This window comes from Mycoplasma sp. CB776 (assembly GCF_054343395.1).
In genome coordinates this window covers 23622-42631 of sequence record NZ_JBTGVD010000002.1, presented here as the reverse complement: position 1 = coordinate 42631, position 19010 = coordinate 23622, and the positions used below count along the sequence as shown (strand labels likewise).

Annotated in this window: 19 protein-coding genes; 2 read left to right on the top strand and 17 right to left on the bottom strand. The window is 25.2% G+C overall.

The features are described 5' to 3' along the window. Nucleotides 1-86: 86 nt before the first annotated feature. The 15 genes from ACXX86_RS00505 to ACXX86_RS00435 form a co-directional block, all read right to left on the bottom strand. Nucleotides 87-1211 carry an HAD family acid phosphatase gene (locus ACXX86_RS00505; protein WP_458560936.1) on the bottom strand — a complete coding sequence of 375 codons (1125 nt, stop codon included), beginning with the start codon at nt 1209-1211 and terminating at the stop codon, nt 87-89. Between the two features lie 184 nt (nt 1212-1395). Then, on the bottom strand, nt 1396-2034 hold the full coding sequence (locus tag ACXX86_RS00500; RefSeq protein WP_436358497.1) for an MPN527 family putative ECF transporter permease subunit: 639 nt from the start codon (nt 2032-2034) through the stop codon (nt 1396-1398). Further along, the gene (locus tag ACXX86_RS00495) at nt 2027-2902 is read right to left on the bottom strand and encodes an ROK family protein (protein WP_458560935.1); all 876 of its coding nucleotides are present in this window, start codon (nt 2900-2902) and stop codon (nt 2027-2029) included. Before ACXX86_RS00495 ends, ACXX86_RS00500 begins: the two co-directional genes overlap by 8 nt. Beyond that, nucleotides 2902-3525, bottom strand: a complete 624-nt coding sequence (gene upp, locus ACXX86_RS00490; RefSeq protein ID WP_436358499.1) for a uracil phosphoribosyltransferase — start codon at nt 3523-3525, stop codon at nt 2902-2904. Before upp ends, ACXX86_RS00495 begins: the two co-directional genes overlap by 1 nt. A 37-nt stretch (nt 3526-3562) precedes the next feature. Further along, on the bottom strand, nt 3563-4231 hold the full coding sequence (gene deoC / locus ACXX86_RS00485) for a deoxyribose-phosphate aldolase (protein WP_458559333.1): 669 nt from the start codon (nt 4229-4231) through the stop codon (nt 3563-3565). Nucleotides 4232-4233: 2 nt separating this feature from the next. After that, nucleotides 4234-5529 carry a pyrimidine-nucleoside phosphorylase gene (locus ACXX86_RS00480; RefSeq protein WP_436358502.1) on the bottom strand — a complete coding sequence of 432 codons (1296 nt, stop codon included), beginning with the start codon at nt 5527-5529 and terminating at the stop codon, nt 4234-4236. A 59-nt stretch (nt 5530-5588) separates the two neighbouring features. Further along, on the bottom strand, nt 5589-6287 hold the full coding sequence (gene deoD / locus ACXX86_RS00475) for a purine-nucleoside phosphorylase (protein ID WP_436358503.1): 699 nt from the start codon (nt 6285-6287) through the stop codon (nt 5589-5591). Between the two features lie 130 nt (nt 6288-6417). Then, on the bottom strand, nt 6418-7026 hold the full coding sequence (gene pgsA, locus ACXX86_RS00470; protein ID WP_436358504.1) for a CDP-diacylglycerol--glycerol-3-phosphate 3-phosphatidyltransferase: 609 nt from the start codon (nt 7024-7026) through the stop codon (nt 6418-6420). Then, nucleotides 7019-7534, bottom strand: a complete 516-nt coding sequence (locus tag ACXX86_RS00465) for an MHJ_0274 family protein (protein ID WP_436358505.1) — start codon at nt 7532-7534, stop codon at nt 7019-7021. Before ACXX86_RS00465 ends, pgsA begins: the two co-directional genes overlap by 8 nt. A 26-nt stretch (nt 7535-7560) precedes the next feature. Then, nucleotides 7561-9012: a magnesium transporter gene (mgtE, locus tag ACXX86_RS00460; RefSeq protein ID WP_458560330.1), complete on the bottom strand. Its 1452-nt coding sequence runs from the start codon at nt 9010-9012 to the stop codon at nt 7561-7563. Nucleotides 9013-9032: 20 nt separating this feature from the next. Then, nucleotides 9033-9605 carry a diadenylate cyclase gene (locus ACXX86_RS00455; RefSeq protein ID WP_436358508.1) on the bottom strand — a complete coding sequence of 191 codons (573 nt, stop codon included), beginning with the start codon at nt 9603-9605 and terminating at the stop codon, nt 9033-9035. A gap of 58 nt (nt 9606-9663) precedes the next feature. Beyond that, on the bottom strand, nt 9664-11316 hold the full coding sequence (locus ACXX86_RS00450) for a hypothetical protein (RefSeq protein WP_458557227.1): 1653 nt from the start codon (nt 11314-11316) through the stop codon (nt 9664-9666). Nucleotides 11317-11490: 174 nt separating this feature from the next. Beyond that, complete coding sequence (locus tag ACXX86_RS00445; RefSeq protein WP_436358510.1) at nt 11491-12846, bottom strand: hypothetical protein; 1356 nt, start codon at nt 12844-12846, stop codon at nt 11491-11493. Between the two features lie 85 nt (nt 12847-12931). Continuing rightward, the gene (gene gpmI / locus ACXX86_RS00440; RefSeq protein WP_436358512.1) at nt 12932-14446 is read right to left on the bottom strand and encodes a 2,3-bisphosphoglycerate-independent phosphoglycerate mutase; all 1515 of its coding nucleotides are present in this window, start codon (nt 14444-14446) and stop codon (nt 12932-12934) included. A gap of 109 nt (nt 14447-14555) precedes the next feature. Continuing rightward, nucleotides 14556-15215: a phosphotransferase gene (locus tag ACXX86_RS00435; RefSeq protein WP_436358513.1), complete on the bottom strand. Its 660-nt coding sequence runs from the start codon at nt 15213-15215 to the stop codon at nt 14556-14558. Nucleotides 15216-15237: 22 nt separating this feature from the next. Between ACXX86_RS00435 and ACXX86_RS00430 the strand changes: the two genes are divergently transcribed. Next, nucleotides 15238-15984, top strand: a complete 747-nt coding sequence (locus ACXX86_RS00430; RefSeq protein ID WP_436358515.1) for a phosphotransferase — start codon at nt 15238-15240, stop codon at nt 15982-15984. Between the two features lie 13 nt (nt 15985-15997). Here the strand turns inward: ACXX86_RS00430 and rsmG are convergent, their stop codons facing one another. Both rsmG and ACXX86_RS00420 read right to left on the bottom strand, forming a co-directional pair. Continuing rightward, the gene (rsmG, locus tag ACXX86_RS00425; protein WP_436358516.1) at nt 15998-16684 is read right to left on the bottom strand and encodes a 16S rRNA (guanine(527)-N(7))-methyltransferase RsmG; all 687 of its coding nucleotides are present in this window, start codon (nt 16682-16684) and stop codon (nt 15998-16000) included. Next, nucleotides 16671-17639: a ribose-phosphate pyrophosphokinase gene (locus tag ACXX86_RS00420; RefSeq protein ID WP_458560934.1), complete on the bottom strand. Its 969-nt coding sequence runs from the start codon at nt 17637-17639 to the stop codon at nt 16671-16673. Before ACXX86_RS00420 ends, rsmG begins: the two co-directional genes overlap by 14 nt. An 81-nt stretch (nt 17640-17720) precedes the next feature. Here ACXX86_RS00420 and ACXX86_RS00415 point away from each other — a divergent pair, with 81 nt between their 5' ends. Then, on the top strand, nt 17721-19007 hold the full coding sequence (locus ACXX86_RS00415; RefSeq protein WP_458560933.1) for a TatD family hydrolase: 1287 nt from the start codon (nt 17721-17723) through the stop codon (nt 19005-19007). Nucleotides 19008-19010: the final 3 nt, after the last annotated feature.

The window sequence follows — 19010 nt, the reverse complement described above, 5'->3', positions numbered from 1 at the left end:
TAATTATTCAATTATACAATAAATAAAATTATATAATAAAAATTAGCACTCTCCAATAAAAAGTGCTAATTTTTTTAAAATCTATTTTATTCTTTTCATTTTAATGAATTAAGTGCTGCTTTTAGTGCTGCAACTTTTTGGTCATCAGAAAGTCCGTAGTATCCTTCTGCAAGTCCTTCTTCAAATCCACCATATGAAGCATTACCACCAATTAAAACATATCCTTCTGCTCAAGTTTCATTTTCGTGAGTTACTTTGCCATCTTTTTTTGTGTATTTAATTCCTTTTGTATTAACATCAAAGTTACCAAATAATTTTTTTGTTGTTTCTAATACGGTTTTTCTATCTTCATTAGATTTTTTAGCTGATGCTATGTCGTTGAAATCATCAAAGTTATCTCCAACTCTCATAACAACTTTAAAGGAAACAGCAGTTGCTCCTGATTGTTCAGCACTTAAGTCAAATTTTTTATCAGAACTTACTAAATTCATTCTTGCTTCTTTAGCAGATTTTACCCTTTTTCCATTAGCATCTTTTTGAATGTGATCTCATGGTTTGTCTTTGGTTAAATCAACTCCTTGCATTCATCAAATTCATTTTGGCATGTATTTTGCTTCTAATCCTTCAGCTACTAAATTTGCTTTTGTAGGTTCTAGTTGATTTTCTTGTTCTCTATTTGAGTTGAACATAACAACTCCACCTTTTGATCATACGTGTTTAATAAATTCAATAGCTCCTGCTATTTTTTTAGCTTTTTTATCTTGAACAAATTGATTTCATGAATCTGCATTAAATGTTTGTTTATGTAACACTAAGTAATTTTGGTAAGCATAGTTATTTAAAACTGTTTCATCTAAATCCATAAATACAACTGGAATAGATTTTCCTTCTGTTGTATTTGTAACAGTTACATGTTCTCCATTTGTTTTTACTTTATCAAGTTCAAAAACACTTGTTTGTCCTTCTACTAAAGTATCAAATTGTTTCATTGCTGATTGGTATAAAGTGTATGCCATAGCATCTTTTTCTGCTGAAACTGAATTTCAAACATTAGCTAATCATCTTTGATTATCTAAAATGTTTTTATCTTCTGAATTTTGGTTAGTTGAAGTTTGATTTGTTGTTTTTTCACCACAAGAAATAACAGTTGCAAAAGCGATTGCTGGTGTTAACACTAGACTTGATTTAATTAAAATATTCTTTAATTTCATTTTTCTCCTTAAAAATATTAATTTTTGATTACATATAAAATTATAGAAAAATATGAATAATTTTTATAAAATAAAATCAAAAAGTTGCATTTTTTATGAATTTTTATGGAAAAATTCATTTTATGCCCTTTTAGTTAATTAAATTTTGAGTCCGTTTCAATAAAAAAACATCATATTTTGTTTTTTAAATATGATGTTTTTGTTTTCTGTGATTTTTATAATAAGTTTCTAAAAATACAATAATTCCAAAGGTTAATATTGAAGAAAGAAGGTAATTAGCTAAATTAAATGGAATAAAAGTAATTAAAGAAACTGTAAAATATTCAGTTAAATATTCTTTATAACTCATTTTTAAACCATATAAATAAAAATATGGTCAATTAAAAACAAAAATATTTAATGTGGTAATTACAATAGTTGTAACTATAATAGATAAAACTAAAGATAAAACAATAAACCAGTTTTTATTTTTAATTATTTTTTCAAAAAGTTTTTTAAACAAGAAAAAACTAAATATAAAGATCAAGTTTGCTACTAATAAAATAAAATGTCCCAAATAACCCGTTGCATCTATATTTAATTGAATTACTGGTCCTAAAAGAAATCTTATTAATAAAGCAATTAAAGTATATCTATAACGCAAAAAGAACGCGATTGGAAATATAAAGATAATTGATAGGTCAATTTTTAAACCAAAATCCCCAAGTGGTCACGCTATATATTTACTTAGAAAAAGAGCTATTAAAGATAAACAAAGAAAAATAGCTGTAAATACAATTGAAAACACAACTCTTTCTTTGGAGTAAGAAAAGTTTTTATGCATTTAATAAATAACTTAATCCAATAAGTGCTGAATTGTCCTTTAATTTATCAAATTTAAACTTAACTTGTTTAAATTGTTGTTTATCACAAAGTGTTTTTGCCATTTTAATAGCTTCTTTTACAAAGAAACTGTTTTTGTGAGTTACTGAACCTCCAAAAACAATTAAATTCGGAGCTAAAATCCCTATAAATATAGCAATAGTTTTAGCTAAAGTTATAACAGATTCATTATAAACTCTTTCAAAAGTTTCATCTTTGTTGTAATTTTCTAAAACTTCTTTTGCATCTACTTTTTTATCTTTTAATTGACTAGCTCTTAGTGCAAAACCTGTTCCAGAAACAAATAGTTCTGCAGCATATTTAGATAAATGAAATGTGCTAAAAAGTGGTTCTCCAAGAGGAATTCTAGCAATTTCTTGTCCTAAATGATTTACTCCAGTGTAAATTTGGTTGTTAATAACTAATCCTGCACCAAATCCTGTAGAAATGGTAAAAAATTGAGTTATATCTTCTTTATTTTGATTATAAAAATGATGGTTAGCTAAAGCCATAGCATTAGCGTCATTTTCAAAAACAATTTTTTCTAATTTAGTGTTATTTAAAAGGTATTCTTTAACATTTAAATTTTTTCAACCTTTTAAATTAGGAGTGTTAAAGATGATACCATCTTTGTAGTTAGCAGGCCCTGGAATGCAAACTGCTAATTTATTAATTTCATATGTATTGATAAGTTTAACTATTTTATCAAGTGTTTCTTGTCAGTTAGTTGTGTTTGTTTGAAATTTAATTTTTTTTGTAATTTTGTGTTCTTTTATTAAAGCGAAACGAACATTAGTTCCGCCAATATCAACTGTTGCAAATTTATTCATTATTTTGTACCGAAAATCCTATCTCCTGCATCTCCAAGACCAGGTAATATATATTTTTTATCATTTAATTTTTCGTCTTTTGCTGCTAAAAAGATTTTAACATCTGGATGTTTAGAAGAAACATGATTAATTCCTTCTTGCACACCAACAAGACAAACTAAATTTATATTTTTAAATCCATCAGCTTTTAATCTACTAATAGAATCTACTGCTGATGTTCCAGTGGCAAGCATTGGATCTACCACTAAAATTAAAGAATCTTTAGAAACATTAGGTATTTTATAAAAGTATTCATGAACTTCAAAAGTTTTTTCATCTCTATAAACTCCAATATGTCCAACTCTTGATGTTGGAACAAGTGATAAAATTCCTTCTACCATCCCAAGACCAGCTCTTAAAATTGGTACTATGACAATTTCTTGTTCCATTTTTTGTCCAATGGTTTCCACTCCCACTGCTGTTTTAACTTTACAATCGACAGTTTTATAATCTCTTAAAATTTCATACACCATTAATGTTGAAATTTCTTTTAGTAATTCCCTAAATAAATGGTGTGTTGTGTTTTCGTCTCTCATTATTGTTAATTTTGTAGTAATTAGGGGGTGATTTAAAACTTTTACCATTTATATTTCTCCTTTATTTTTCTGTATATTTGGTTTTTTAATAGTTATTATTTTTATCTAAAGCTATTCCTTGCATAATTTGAACACCTGATGATGTTCCAAATCTTGTAGCACCAAGATCATACATTTTTTTCAAGTCTTCTAGACTTTTTACTCCACCGGCTGCTTTGATTTCAATTTTGTCTCCTACAACTTCTTTCATAATTTTAATATCTTCTTCTGAAGCACCTCTATATGAAAAACCTGTTGAAGTTTTAACAAATTCTGCTCCGGAAGCTAAAACTATTTCTGTTGCTTTTTTGATTTCGTCCTTAGTTAATAAAGCGGTTTCTACAATGACTTTTAAAATTTTAGAACCGATTTCTTTTTTAACTGCTTTAATATCGTTTAAAACAAATTCATATTGTTCGTCTTTTAATTTCCCGATATTAATAACCATATCAATTTCATCAGCTCCGTGGTTAACAGCGAGTTTTGCTTCTTGTGCTTTTGCTTGTGTAATCATTGCACCTAAAGGGAAACCAACCACTGCTGTGATTCCTACTTCAGAATTTTCTAATTTTTCTTTTACATATTTTACTCATGATGAGTTTACACAAACTGTTTTAAAACCGTATTCTTTTGCTTCAGCAACAAGTTTATTAATTTCTTTTGTTGTTCCTTCTGGTTTTAAATAAGTGTGATCAATTAATTTTGCTCAATTCATTTTTACTCCATTTTTTCTAAAATTATTTTATTTTCTACTGTTTGAGAATTTATTTTATATGAATCTTTTAATTCTTGAACTAATTCTTCATTTATTGGATTTGAAGAATATAGTGTGAATAAAAGATCGTTTTTATTAACTTTGTCATTTGTTTTTTTGTTAATTTGTATTCCAGCTTCAAAATCGATTGAATCTTCTTTTGTTTCTCTTCCTGCTCCAAGTTTTGAAGCAACAATACCAAAATCTAATGCGGAAGTGATTTCCATATATCCATCTTTTTGGGCAAATACTTCTAATTTGTATTTTGGATTTCAAAAATCAGCAGCTTTCAATTTATCAACATCTCCGCCTTGGAATTTTACAAATTCATAAAATTTATCAAGTGCTTTACCGTTGTGAACTACTTCTTCAATCATTTTTAAAGCTTCTTGTTCATCATTTGTAACTTTTGCTTGTTTTAGAATTGTAGAACAAGCAGAATAACATAGTTCAACAAAATCTTTTGGTCCATTACCTTTTAAAGTTTCAATAGCTTCTAAAACTTCATTTTTATTTCCAATAGCTTTTCCCATTGGTCTAGACATATTAGTTATTTCTACTCTAACATCTCTATTAAGTTGTTTTCCTATAGTAATCATTTGTTCGGATAATTTTTTTGCTTCTTCTAAATTACTCATAAAAGCACCATTTCCACATTTTACATCTAAAAGAATTGCATCTGAACCAGTTGCTAGTTTTTTAGACATAATTGAAGATGCAATAAGTGGAATTGATGATACATTTCCCGTAACATCTCTTAAAGCATAAAGTTTTTTATCAGCAGGAACTAAGTCATTGCTCTGTCCTATAACTGCAATTTTGATTTTATTTACTTGATTGATAAATTGTTCTTCAGTTAACTCAACTCCAAAACCTGGAATTGATTCTAACTTATCAATAGTTCCACCTGTATGTCCAAGTCCACGACCTGACATTTTAGCAACCGGAACACCTAAAGCTGCTATAATTGGACCTACTACTAAAGTTGTTTTATCACCAACACCACCAGTTGAATGCTTATCAACTTTTATTCCGTGAATTGAAGATAAATCAATTATTTTTCCTGATTTCATCATTTCTAAAGTAAATTTACCAATTTCTTTAGGTGTCATTCCTTTAAATAAAATTGTTGTTAGAAAGGAAGACATTTGATAATCTTTAATTTCTCCACTTACATAATTATGAATAATAAATTCAATTTCTTTATCTGTAAGTTCAAAACCTTCTCTTTTTTTTATTATTAAATCAACTATTCTCATTTTTTTCTCACTTTTCTTTTTTTAAAATAGACCAACCTAAAAGTTAGTCTATTTTTGTTTTATGCAAGTTCTAAAGCAATTTCCATCATTTGTAAAAATTTAGTTTCACGTTCTTCTGATGAAGTTTCTTCTTTTGTAATTAAATTATCTGAAATGGTTAATAAACAAGCAGCTTCTTTATTTAATTTTTTAGCATTTGCAAATAAAGCAAATGATTCCATTTCAACAGCAACTGCTTTTGTTAATTCAATTGTCTTATTTAATGGTCTAGAAGAGTAGAAAACATCAGATGAGTGAACTCTTCCTACATGTAAATTAATTCCTAATTTTAAAGCATTTTCTAATAATTGTGCATTTAATTTTTTAGATGGTTCTAATAAATGTGTATTTTCTCCAAGCACAAGTTGTGAAAATGCGTGTGAATCTGAATAAGCACTATCAGCTAATAAAACATCGTATAATTTTAAATCTGCTGTATAAGCTCCTGCAGAACCTATTCTTACAATTCTATCTACATCATAAAATTTAAATAATTCATATGAGTAAATTCCAATTGATGGGACTCCCATTCCTGATGCAGCGATTGTAATTGGTTTTCCTTTGTATAATCCAGTGTACATAAACATATTTCTAACTGTATTTACAAGTTCAACATTTGTTAAAAATTTTTCAGCAATAAATTTTGCTCTTAATGGATCTCCAGGCATTAAAACTGTTTTAGCAATTTTCCCTGGTTTTGCATTAATATGTGGGGTCATTTTTTCTCCTTAATTTAACTAATTTATTATTACTATTATACAATAAAGTTATCTAAAAGTTTTTAAATTTATCTAAAAAGAAATATAAAATAAATAAAAAACTTCTTGGGAAAAAGAAGTTTAATTTATATTATTTTTTTAGAATTTTTGTCATTTCTTTCACATATAAAAATCCAGAAAATAAAGAGAAAATAAGTGCTATAAAAAGCGGGATATTTACAACTCAGTAGATTCAAACTCAGTTTGTATTATTAATAAAAAATGGTGTTATTCAGAAAAGGAAAGGAATAGCAAAGCTTTGAATAAAGGTTTTTCATTTTCCTCAAATAGAAGCACTAATATTTAAATTATTTTTTGCTGCTAAATTTCTACATCCATCCACAACAATATCTCTAACAATGAAAACAATTACTACTCAAATTTCTGTAAAATTAAATAGTCCTAAAAATATTAATGCAGTTGTTGTGATAACTTTATCTGCAATTGGATCAAATAGTTTTCCAAAATTGCTAACTACATTTCATTTTCTTGCTAAATATCCGTCTAAAAAGTCTGTAAACATTGCAAGCAAGAAGATGATAACAGAAACTGCTAAAAGATGAAAATTAATAAAACTATCTTTAAAGGCATATTTATAATGTGCATTATTGTAATAAATGACTAAAAGAATAACAAAAGGAATTCATAAAATCATTCTAAAAATAGTTAAATAATTGGGAATATTTTTCTTTTTAGACATTTGATAAAACCTCTTGCTTAAATTGTTCTTTTTTAGATAAATATTCTTCTGAATTTTTTTCTAAAAAGATTTTTTCCATATCTTTAAAATATTTTATTTCTTCTTGATTTTTTTTAGATCATAAATTTGATTTATTTTCAATTAAATTTAAAATATTTTGATGAATTGTAGTATCTCTTTCCAATTTATTATGAATAAAAATTTTTTTATATTTTTTTTCATGAGTGATTTCTTTTAATTGTTTTTCTGCAAAACTACGAATGTCCTTCATTTTTTTATCACCAACAGAAACTACAAATTTTTTTAAAAAGTCATCGTTAATTTCCATTATTGCATTCACTTTATATACAGATGCTTCAATTACTTCTTGCTCTATTTTATTTAATTCTGCTTTTTCTTTTTTGATTTTTTTTCTTTTGATTCTTTCTGAAATTATTTGAAATAAAAGAACTCCGATAATTAAAGCTAGTAAAACCCCAGCAATAACTCATATTGTTACTTGATCCATATTATTTTCTCCTTATATAAATTATATTAAATTAATAAGAATATTAAAATAGTTATACCAAAAAAGATAAAAGTTGAAGTTGCATCTGTTAAAGTTGCTAAAATAGGTGCAGACATAACAGCTGGATCTTTACCCATTCTTGCTGCTAATAAAGGTATTACAGAACCTAAAATTTTTGAAAAGATAATTACCAAAAACATTGATACAGAAGCTGCTGCTGAAATTATTAAAATATAGGCATATTTAGGTAATTTAGTAACAATTCCTTCACTGGATGTAATAAATTCTGTATTAAAAATATCTTTTGTTATCATAAAATAAATTACTAATCTTGAAAAATTGACTAGCATTAATATTAATCCAATAATTGCTCCAACATTAACTTCTTTGAAAAATACCTTTTTTAAATATCCTCTTTTTTCTATTTCCCCTAAAGAAAGGGCTCTTGTTATGGTAGTTGCTGATTGCGAACCAGCATTTCCAGCTGAACCCGAAATTACAGGAATTATCGAAACAATTGTTGAAATAAATATCCCTAGTCCTAAAGCTTTTAAACTTGAACTATTTTCAAGTGAATCGGTAAAAAGTTGAATAACAACTTGTGATAAAGTAGAACCTAACATCAAAATTATTAATCAAAATATTCTTGATTTTACAATGGTTAATACTTTAGTTTTTAAGTATTCTTCTTCAACTATCTTCGAACTAATTCCTGCCATTTTATAAATATCTTCTGTAGCTTCTTCTTGAAAAATATCAATAATATCATCTGAAGTCACCATTCCAACAAGCTTATTAGATGAATTCATTACCGGAATTACTGACATATCGTGTTCAGCAAAGATATTAGCAACTTCTTCTTTTGAGTCTGTTGTATAAACATTAGGAACTGCAAACATAATATCTTTAAGTTGGTAAGATACTTTTGAAAAAACGATATCTTCTAAAGTTAAAGCACCAACTAATTTTTTATTTTTATTAACAATGTAGTAATAATGAGTTAACTCTACTTCATCTTTTTTATTTCTAATATATTCTAAAGCTTGTCCTGCGGTTCAATTTTCTTTTAAAGTTATAATGTCTACAGACATCACCGAACCAATTTGATCTTCATTATATCTTAAGATTCTGTTTAATGCTTTTCTTGTTTCCGGATCGATGTTTTTTAATATTTTTTGTGCTAAATTTTGTGGAATTTCTTCAATTAAATCTGCAATTTCATCTGTATAAAGTTCATCAACAATTTGATTAAGCATATCTTGAGAAAAATTATGAATCAAATTTTCTTGTATTTCAATTGGCAAATAAGAAAAAACATCTCCTGCTACTTCTGTATTTAACATTCTAAAGAAAATTATTCTATGAATATCATTTAATTTTTCTACCTCATCGGCGATTGTTACAATAGGAGTATTTTTCGAATATTCCCTAATCCAAGAAATATCTTTTTTTTCAATAGCATTTTCAATAGGTGTCATATTCTGCCCTCCTTTGTTTCTTAATTTTTAAGTTTTGTTTCTAAAATTTTTCTAAAATCATCTATTAAAACGTATTCAAATTTACCATTTTTTGCAATGGTAATTCCTCCTGTTTCTTCTGAAACAACAATAGTTGTTGAATCTGATTGTTCACTAATTCCCATTGCCGCTCTATGTCTAGAACCAAATTTATTATTAATTGATTTAGATGTTATTTTGTAATAGGTGGAAGCATAAATCATTTTATTTCCACGAATTATCACTGCTCCATCATGAAGTGGAGAGTTTTTATTAAATATAGAAAGTAAAAGTGAAGAAGAAATATTGGAATCAATTTTTATTCCATCTGTTCTTAAATTTTCAATATTATCGTGATTTTCTATAGTTATTATTGCTCCTGTTTTAGTTCTTGAAAGTTCATCAACTGCGTTTTTTAATTCTATTATTACTCTATTTTTATTAGAATCAGCTAATTCTCTGAATTTTGATTTTTTACTTTTTATATCTTTAATTAAAATTAATATTTCTTTTATTCCTATTGATAGAAATATTATAAAGACAAGTATAAAAGTAAGTATAACTAATGCTAACATTATTATTCTTTTTAAAAAAACGTATCTTAATAAATTTGATACGTTTTAATTTTTATTATTAAACTGCCAAGAAGAAAATTAATAATGATACTAATAAAAGTAATAGTAATATTCAGAAAATAAATCATAGAACATAGTTTGTTCTAGTTCAGATACTTTCTTTAGTTTGTTGTACGTTTTGAGTACCTGTATTAATATCTAAACTAGAAATTTCAACAACTTCAACATCAATTGCTTCTTTTGTAGATTTTTTAACTAAAACATATTCTTCATCTACATTTATTTTTTCATTAGTGTGGTAAACTAAAACCTTACCTGAAACAACTAAAGATTCAGAATTTTCATTTATTATTAGTTGTGGATTTTCTTTATTAGATACAACAGATGAAGTTTTTGGAGAAGAAATAATTGTTTGTTCTTCTTTTTCAATAGTTGAATATTTATTTAATTCAGCATTTCATTTAGCGATTTCTTGTTCTATATTATAACATTCTTGACATCCTTCTTTTGATTCCAAGTTTGTTACATGGTGAATATCTGATTTTTTGAATAAGATTTCGCATCCTGAACATTTTTCTTCTAATTCTACTTGATTTGCTTTTGCACAAGCTTCACAATCTGAAGAAATTTCTACTTTATTTTTTTCTTCTAAAGTTACAAAATCTTTTGATTTTTCTTCATTTTCAGCTAAAACTTGAGTTGAAGGTGATACGTTTGATTTAACAAATGAATCACAAATATTACATCCATTTATTAAATTTTGATTTTCAATTTCAAGTAATCTTAAACATTCATCACAATCTATATGTGACAATTCAACTTCTTTGTTTGTAGATGAAATAATTTCTTTATTATCATTTGCACTATAGTCACATTCTGAACAAGTTTGTTCATTTTCTTGTAGTTGACAACCTTTGCATTCTTCTTTTTCAATTTCTACATTATTTTCACATACTTCACATGAATTAGAGTTTGGTAAATCAGATGATATTTCTACAGCAGAAACAACTTTAGATGTATTTTCCTCTAAATCACATTCTTTACATTCATAACAGTCAGAACCAACTTCTGCTTCTAATTTGCATTCTAAACATTCTTCTTCAACAACAATATTTTCTTTTGTTTCTAAAATTGGAGTTTTTTCTTCTTCCAATTCGCAATTACATTTATTGTCATCTTCTTCTTCAAATTCAGAGCATTCTTTACATTCTGAACAATCTAAAGTTTCATCTTTTAATTCAACCACTTTGTTTGAATCTTCGATAGAAGAGGCAATTGCACACATTTCGCAATTACAATTTCCTTCTGCAACATTTGAAGAAGAATGAGAAACAACTTTCACTTCTTCTTTTTTAACTTCTTCAACTTTATTTCAAGTCTCTACACTTGCATCTAGTTTTTTGCACTCTTCACAATCATCAGAAACGTTTCATTCAACTTCTACTTCTTTTTTCTTAGGTTCAAAATGAACAATTTCAACTTCAACTTCTGAATCTTCTTCTTCACCAATTCTTGTTTTTATTGAACTAACAAAAATTCCGTTTTCTCTTAGTCACATTGTTGCATTTAATTTTAATGATTTGAAATAATTAATAGTTTCTTCTAAACTGTTAAAAACTAAATGATCTGGTTGTTTAGCTGCTTTAAATTGAAATTCAACTGTTTTTGTATTATGGTTTTCTACTTTAGAACAATAAAATTTTCTAATCATATTTCCTCTTTTTTAAAATTTTGTTTTCTATATTACTTTTAAAATTTTTATTTTGAATAAAAACTTTTAAATTTATTTTTATTTTTTAATATATAAAAATTTTACATTATTTTTTGAAAAAAGAAAGAAAATAAACACATTTTATAAAGAAAAAAACACAAAAAATGGTCTTTCTTAGTAATTGAGAACAAATTTACTGTTCTCTTTTATTTTTTCTTTTGGTTTTTTAACTCTTATTCTATATTTTCCAGAATAAGGAATTTTCAGTGAAATTTTCTCAACATTAGCTTTTTTGCTTGTTGAACTACCTATTTCTATTCAACCACCATCGTAAAAATCTAAAAATAAATCTAAGTCATTTTTAGAATAAAAAGTTTTTTTGTACTCTTTTCTTAAATATTCACTAGTTATATCACCAAATACAGGATTAGGTTGTCAGCTTGCTGCCACTTGACTCATTTTAAGTTCTAAATATTTTTGATATTTTTCTTTATCTCGCACTCCTTCTTGATCATATCAAAAAATAGTTAAATTTAAGTCTTGTTCCTTTAAAAAAGAGAATTCCTGTAAATATGCTATTTCATTTTCTTTTGATGTGTTCTCAATTTTAATAAGTTTAGACCTTTGATAGTTTTTAATGGACTTTTCAAAATCAAAAACTCCACTACCTATTTTAAGTCAAAAATTATTAAAATATTTTTCATTAAAATTTAAATTATTTTTAGCAGAAGAAAGCAAAGAATTAATTGCTAAAAGAGTTTTTTCTTTTAAATTTTTTCTTGTATCTTCAATAATCATTCTTGAAAATGTAGCTATTATTATTGCTGTTGCTAAATAAGCATCTTCCATACTACCTTCTTCAGTATTTGAAATTCAAGCAGTTGTTGCTACAATGCTTGCAGAAATTTTGCCATTTTTTGTTTTTTTATTTTCATACTGATTTTCTTTTTTTAAAGAATTAAAATCAACAATATTTCCTTTTAAACGAGTTCCTATATTTCCTACCAAAATAGAATTAAAACTATCTAAAAAAATATTATTTTCTTTATAAATTGCAGGAAAAAAATTACCTATATAATTAATATCTGAAAATTTTTCAAGAAATTTTAAAGCTTCTTCATTTTTTTCATCATTTTTATCAACCTGATCATAAAAATGAAAAATTCCTTTATTTTTTTCTGTATTAATCTTATTAAGAATGGTTTTATAATCATCTTCATTATTAAAATAATAAATATTGACTTTTGTTTTAGGGCTAATTTCACTTATAACTTGAATTAAAAATTTGTTTTTTTGACTAAATTTTTCTTTTTCTTGATTCTTTATTAAAAATGCTATATTTTGTGAATCTAAGTCAAAGTCTTTTTTAAAAGTTTCAATATAATTAATGTTACTGAATAACTTTTCTTTGTTTAATATAGAAATTTTATCTTTATTTTCATATTTTTGCACACCTGCTGAAAAACTGAAAAAAGGTAATAAAAAACAAATAAGTAAAAACATAATAATTCTAACAATTCTTTTTTTCATTCTATTTAATATTTCTTTTTTTGTGAAAAAATTTTAAAAAAATAAAAAAATAGGAAATTTTCTTTATTTTTCCTATTAATTTAAATTATTTTTTTATAATCAGTGATTCTTCAGTCATATATTTGGATTTTTGTATACCCATATAATCTAAAACTGTTGGTGCGATATTTGCTAATTTTCCATCTTTTAATTTTAAAGTTTTATCTGTTGTAATTAACATTACAGGTTGAGAAGTATGTTTTGTTGCTGGTTTACCATTTTCATCTTCTGTAATTTCGGCATTTCCATGATCTGCTGTTATAAATTGAATTGCATTGTTTTCTTCAACTCATTTTTTAATTCTTCCAAGTTGCTCATCTAAAATTTCGACTGCTTTTATTGCTGATTTTAAATTCCCTGTATGTCCAACCATATCTGGGTTAGCAAAATTCATAATCACAAGGTCAAATTCTTTTGCTCTTTCTAATAATTTATCAGTAATTTCTTTTGCAGACATTTGTGGAGCATCAGCATAAGATTCAACTTTTAAAGAAGGAACCATTATTCTTTCACTGTTTTTGTATTCTACATCATTACCACCATCCATAAAGAATGTTACATGAGCATATTTTTGAGTTTCTGCAAGTCTTAATTGTTTTAAACCTGCTTGTTCTATAACTTTTCCAATTGGTTCTTTTACTTCAGTTTCTTCAAATGCAATATTTGTTTCAATTCCTTCGTATTTCATCATTGAAACAAAATTATGTACATGAACTTGTTTTTCTGGCATAAAATCATAAAGATTAGTTCTTAAAATCAAATGACTTAATTGTCTTGCTCTATCTGGTCTAAAGTTAAAGAATATTACAGAGTTTTTATTTCTTAAAAAGTCATTTTTTTCAACTTCATAATTTACTGCTGGAACTAAAAATTCATCATAAATTCCTTTTTCATATTGTTGTTTTACATAATCAGTTACATCAGTAAATTTTTCATTAGAAAACCCTAAAATTGCATCATAAGCTTTCTCAACTCTTTCAAAAACTTTATCTCTATCCATTGCATAAAATCTTCCGGAAATAGAAGCTATTTTATAATCTGGATATTTAGAAAGTATTGCATTTAATTTTTCAAGTGATGTTAATATGGATTGTGGAGCAACGTCTCTTCCATCTCCAAATAAGTGAATAGAAACTTTTTTAACTCCATTTTCATGAGCTGCTTCCACTAATTCAAATAAATGATTTTCTAATGAATGCACTCCCCCTGGAGATAAAAGACCCATAATTTGTAAGGCTGTATTTGTTTTTTTTGAATTTTCAAAAGCACTTAAAAATTTTGGATTTTTCTTAAATTCTCCATCTTCTAAAGCTTTATTTATAAGGGATAATCCTGTATAAACAACAAAACCAGCCCCTATATTTAAATGTCCTACTTCACTATTACCCATTTGTCCTTTTGGCAATCCTACAAAATCTTCAGATGCTTGAATTATAGAATGAGGATAATTTTTAAAATATTCATCAAATGTAGGTGTTTTTGCTAATGCAAACGCATTTCCTTGTTTTTCTTCTCTTAAACCTAATCCATCAATAACTGTTAAAATAACTGGTTTTTTCATTTTTTCTCCTTATTTTTTAATTAAATTTTACCATTTTTATATTTTTTTAAATTCTTTTAAGTTTTATTTTATTTTACCACTGTTTGCAAGAGTAATTTGAGTTTAAAATTTAATACATTTTTTCGTTTCACTCATTATTAAACTTTTTAACCAAATATATTCATTTGTCTAAATTATTTTTTTTGATTTTAAAATATTTAATAATTAATTTTTTACTTATATTAACGTATAAATATAAAGAAGCTAAATCAAACATTAAATAATTTAGTCTAGTTCATTCAAAATCAATAAAATAAATATCGTTTTTTTTGTCTATTATAATATTTTTCTTCCTTAAATCTCCGTGAGAAAGTGTCATTTTTTCATTTTTGTATCCATTTAATAATTTAGTAATTTTCTTATCATTATGATTTCAAGTTTCCCAATTAAAAACTTCTATATCTTTTGCTTTTAAAGACGAAAAATAATACAAATGTTCTAGAATTTTTCTTTGTTTTTTCTTTGTTAAAAAAATTTTTTCTAAATTTTCTCCTGAAATTCAAAATTTTATATAGTTACCTTCTTTGTAATAAACAAAATTATTTTTTTGTGTTTGTAAAAAGAAATTTTCTTCATTTTTTGAATTAACAATATTGTTTTTTTTAACTCTTATTTGTACTTTTTTATTTTCAAAATATCCAATATAAGTTTTATTATGATTTCCTTCATAAAAAAAAGAAATTTTTTTTAATTTTTTATTAATTTCTAATGGAAACTCTTTTAATTTCATATAAAAATTATATAATTAAAAAATGAAAATAAAGATAAATAATGGGTATACAAATATTTCATATAAAGAAAATGACACTTTTCTTCAAGAAAAAAAATATAACGAATTTAATCACAAAATAAATTATGAAAACTTAAGTGTTTTTGATTTTGTTCCTAAACTTTTAGAAAATTCAGATTCTTTATTAAAATATGAGTGAATTGATGGAAAAAATATAGAAATTACAAATGAAAATTTAATAAACATTGCTAATTTAATGAAAAAAATACATACTTCCAAAGTAGAAATGCCTAATTCAAATCATGCAGCAAGAATTAAAAAATATAGAGAAATATTGAAAAATAAAAACATTAATATTCCAATAATTAATGAATATTATAAAAAAATCAATTTAATTTTGAGAAATATGAAAAAAGATACACCTCTTCATAATGATTTATGAGCAAATAATATTATTATTGATCAAAATAATAAAATTTGAATCATAGATTGAGAATATGCTTCAAAAGGTGATAAACATTTTGATTTAGCTTATTTCATTGAATCATCAAGATTAAGCGATGAACAGGAAACTATTTTTTTAAACGCTTATGATTCTTATGACTACGAATTTGTTTTACAACACAGAATTTTGGTTCTTTATTTAATCATTTTATGAGTAAATGCTCAAGAAACAAAACCTTTTGATGACAAAGAATTTATAGACAAAATTAAAGTTGTATCCAAAACTTTAGAAGAAAGACAAAGAGAATGAAAAAGAACAAAATAACAACTTGTTCTTTTTATTTTTCTTTTAAAATTTTATCTCACTTTCTTGGAAAACCAATTGGAGTAGAGTGTAATTTGTAAAAATTAATAATAAAATTTTGTTTTTCTTCAAAAATTTTTAATTCATTTACATTAATTTCTTCATTGAATTTTTGAGTTAAATTCACAGAACTTTGAACTTCTTCTTGTGCTTTAGGGCCTTTTAAAAAACTAAAAAATGCACCTTTTTTACCTAAATGATGAGTTATTTCAAATAATCTTTTAAAGTCCATAACTGCTCTTGCACAAACAAAATCAAAAACTTCTTTTTCTTTAGATTCTTCTGCTCTTAATGGAAAAATTTCCATATTTAAATCTAATTCTTCTTTTACTATATTTAAAAAATTTACTCTCTTTTTTAAAGGTTCATAAATAGTTAATTTAATATTAGGTTTAGTTATTAAAAAGGGAACTGAAGGAAATCCTGCACCTGCACCAACATCCAGAAAATGATTTTTTTCTGTAGTTATTTTATTAGCAAAACTTTCTTCCATGAAAAGGAGCGATTCATAAATCCCTTCTTTTCAAAGAACGTCTCCGCTAAATCCTGTTAAATTCATAACCTTATTTTTTTCTTCTATTAAATTTACATATTTTTCTAGTGTTTTAAAATTGTCTTCATTATTTACAAAAATACGGGTTTTTTCTTTATAGAAGTTCATTTTTGAAACCTTTATAAATATCTGAAACAGATGATTTATTAATTGTTGCTATAATAACTTCTGATATAAAATCACAAAGTGAAACTATTTCTATTTTTGAAAATTTACTTAATTCTGGTTTTTCAATAGAATCAGTTATTATAACTTTATCTACAAACGGACTTTCTTCAAACATTTCAAATCCACGGGAAAAAATTCCATGAGTAGCTACTATTATAACACTTTTTGCTCCGTGTTCTTTTACTGTTTGAGCTGCTTTTAAAATGGTTCCACCTGTATCAATAATATCATCAACTATAATTGCATGCTCTTCATCGACAGTTCCAATTATACCAAGAACTTCTGTTTGATTTGTTCCTACTCTTCTTTTATCGATAATAGCGATTTTAACTGAATTTGATAGCAATTCAGATAAAATTCTTGCTCTAACAGCTCCACCATGATCTGGTGAAACAACTGTAAAAGAGTGTTTTTTCTGTTTAATTCTTTTTGCAAGAACATATTGCCCTCTTAAATCATCTAAAGGTATATTGAAAAAACCTTGAATTGATGGATTATGTAAGTCGACAGTGATTATTTTTGTAGCACCAGCAGTTTCTAATAAATTTGCAACTAATTTTGCAGCAATTGGTTGTCTTCCTTTTGCTTTTCTATCTTGTCTTGCATAACCATAATATGATAAAATTACAGTTATTTCTTTTGCACTTGCTCTTTTTAATGAATCAATAAAAATTAAAAGTTCCATAATATTGTCATTTACTGGTGTATGGGTACTTGCAACTATGAAAACATTTGAATTTCTTACAGTTTCAGCTGAATTAAGCATAACTTCTCCATCAGCAAAAACCTCTTTTTTAATTGGTGTTAATGGTAAATTTACCTTTTGTGAAATTTTTTTAGCTAGATTTAAGGAATTTTCCATTCCAAATAGAACATTTCGTTCGTTTATTAGCATTTTTTCTCCTTTGTTGTAAAATTGAATTATTATTTAAATTATAAACTTAAAAGAAAGAAAAAAAAGAATTAAGGAATAAAAATGGCTAATTTTAGATTTAGTGAATTAAAAACCAACCATAAAGACCTTTTTTTAAATACAAATTTTGAAAATAATCCAATAAGTTTTTCAAAAATTGAAATTTCTGAAGAAAATTTTCCTAAAATTGTAAACTTCTTGAAAGAACTAACTAAAAAAGAAGCAGATGATGAGTTTTTAAAAGGTAAAATTTTATTTTTAATAGATGAAGATGGTGAATTTGATGAAATAGCAGCTTGATTTAGTATAAGAAAAAGTAACGATTCAAATAATGAAATTATTAATAATTTTGGTAACATTGGTTATTGAGTTAATCCAAAATTAAGACAAAGAGGAATTGGAACCTTATGTTTAGAAAAAGCACTTGAATTGATAAAAAATGAATATAATCTAGATACTTGTTTTATAACAGCAGATAAAACTAACTTATTTTCACAAAAAATAATTGAAAAATTTAATCCTTTTTTTAAAAAAGAAATTAAAAGAGAAAAAGAATCTGCTTTCTTTTATAAATTAAGTACCAATATTATGGAAAATAATCTAATTGACTTACATGCTCATCCATTTAAAGAATATTATCAAAATCCTTCACAAGAAATTCAAGAAAATTTTAAAAATGGCATTTATAAAATGTTTTTCGTTTCAACTAATTGAAACGAAAATACAGAAATTATGCAGGAATTTGGAAAACATAAAAATGTTTTTCCAGTCCTTGGAATACATCCTAATACTGTTTCTATTAATGATGACTATAAAAATTTAGATAAATTAATAACAAAAGAAATTGTAGCAATAGGTGAAGTTGGTTTGGATTTTTATTATGAAGATAATCCACCTAAAGATATTCAAATTAATTCTTTAATTAAACAAATTGATATTGCAGAAAAACATAATTTACCTGTAATTTTACATATTAGGGATGCTTTTGAAGATATATATGAAATTATTAAAAAATATAAAAATGTTCCCTTCGTTTTTCACACTTATTCAGGCAACAGATTATGAACTGAAAAATTTCTTGAATTTAAAAATGTTTACTTTTCTTTTTCAGGTGTTATAACTTTTAAAAAAAATGTTGAGTCAAGAAAAGTGATAGAAATGATTCCTTTAGAAAGAATTTTTACAGAAACAGATGCTCCTTATTTAACTCCAGAACCTTTTCGTTCTGAAACTAATCATTCTCACTATGTAAAATATACACTCGAAACAATAAGTTTAATAAAAGGAATTTCAAAAGAAAAAATGAAACAAATTATTTTAAATAATGTTAAAAGAGTCTTTGGGGTATAAAAT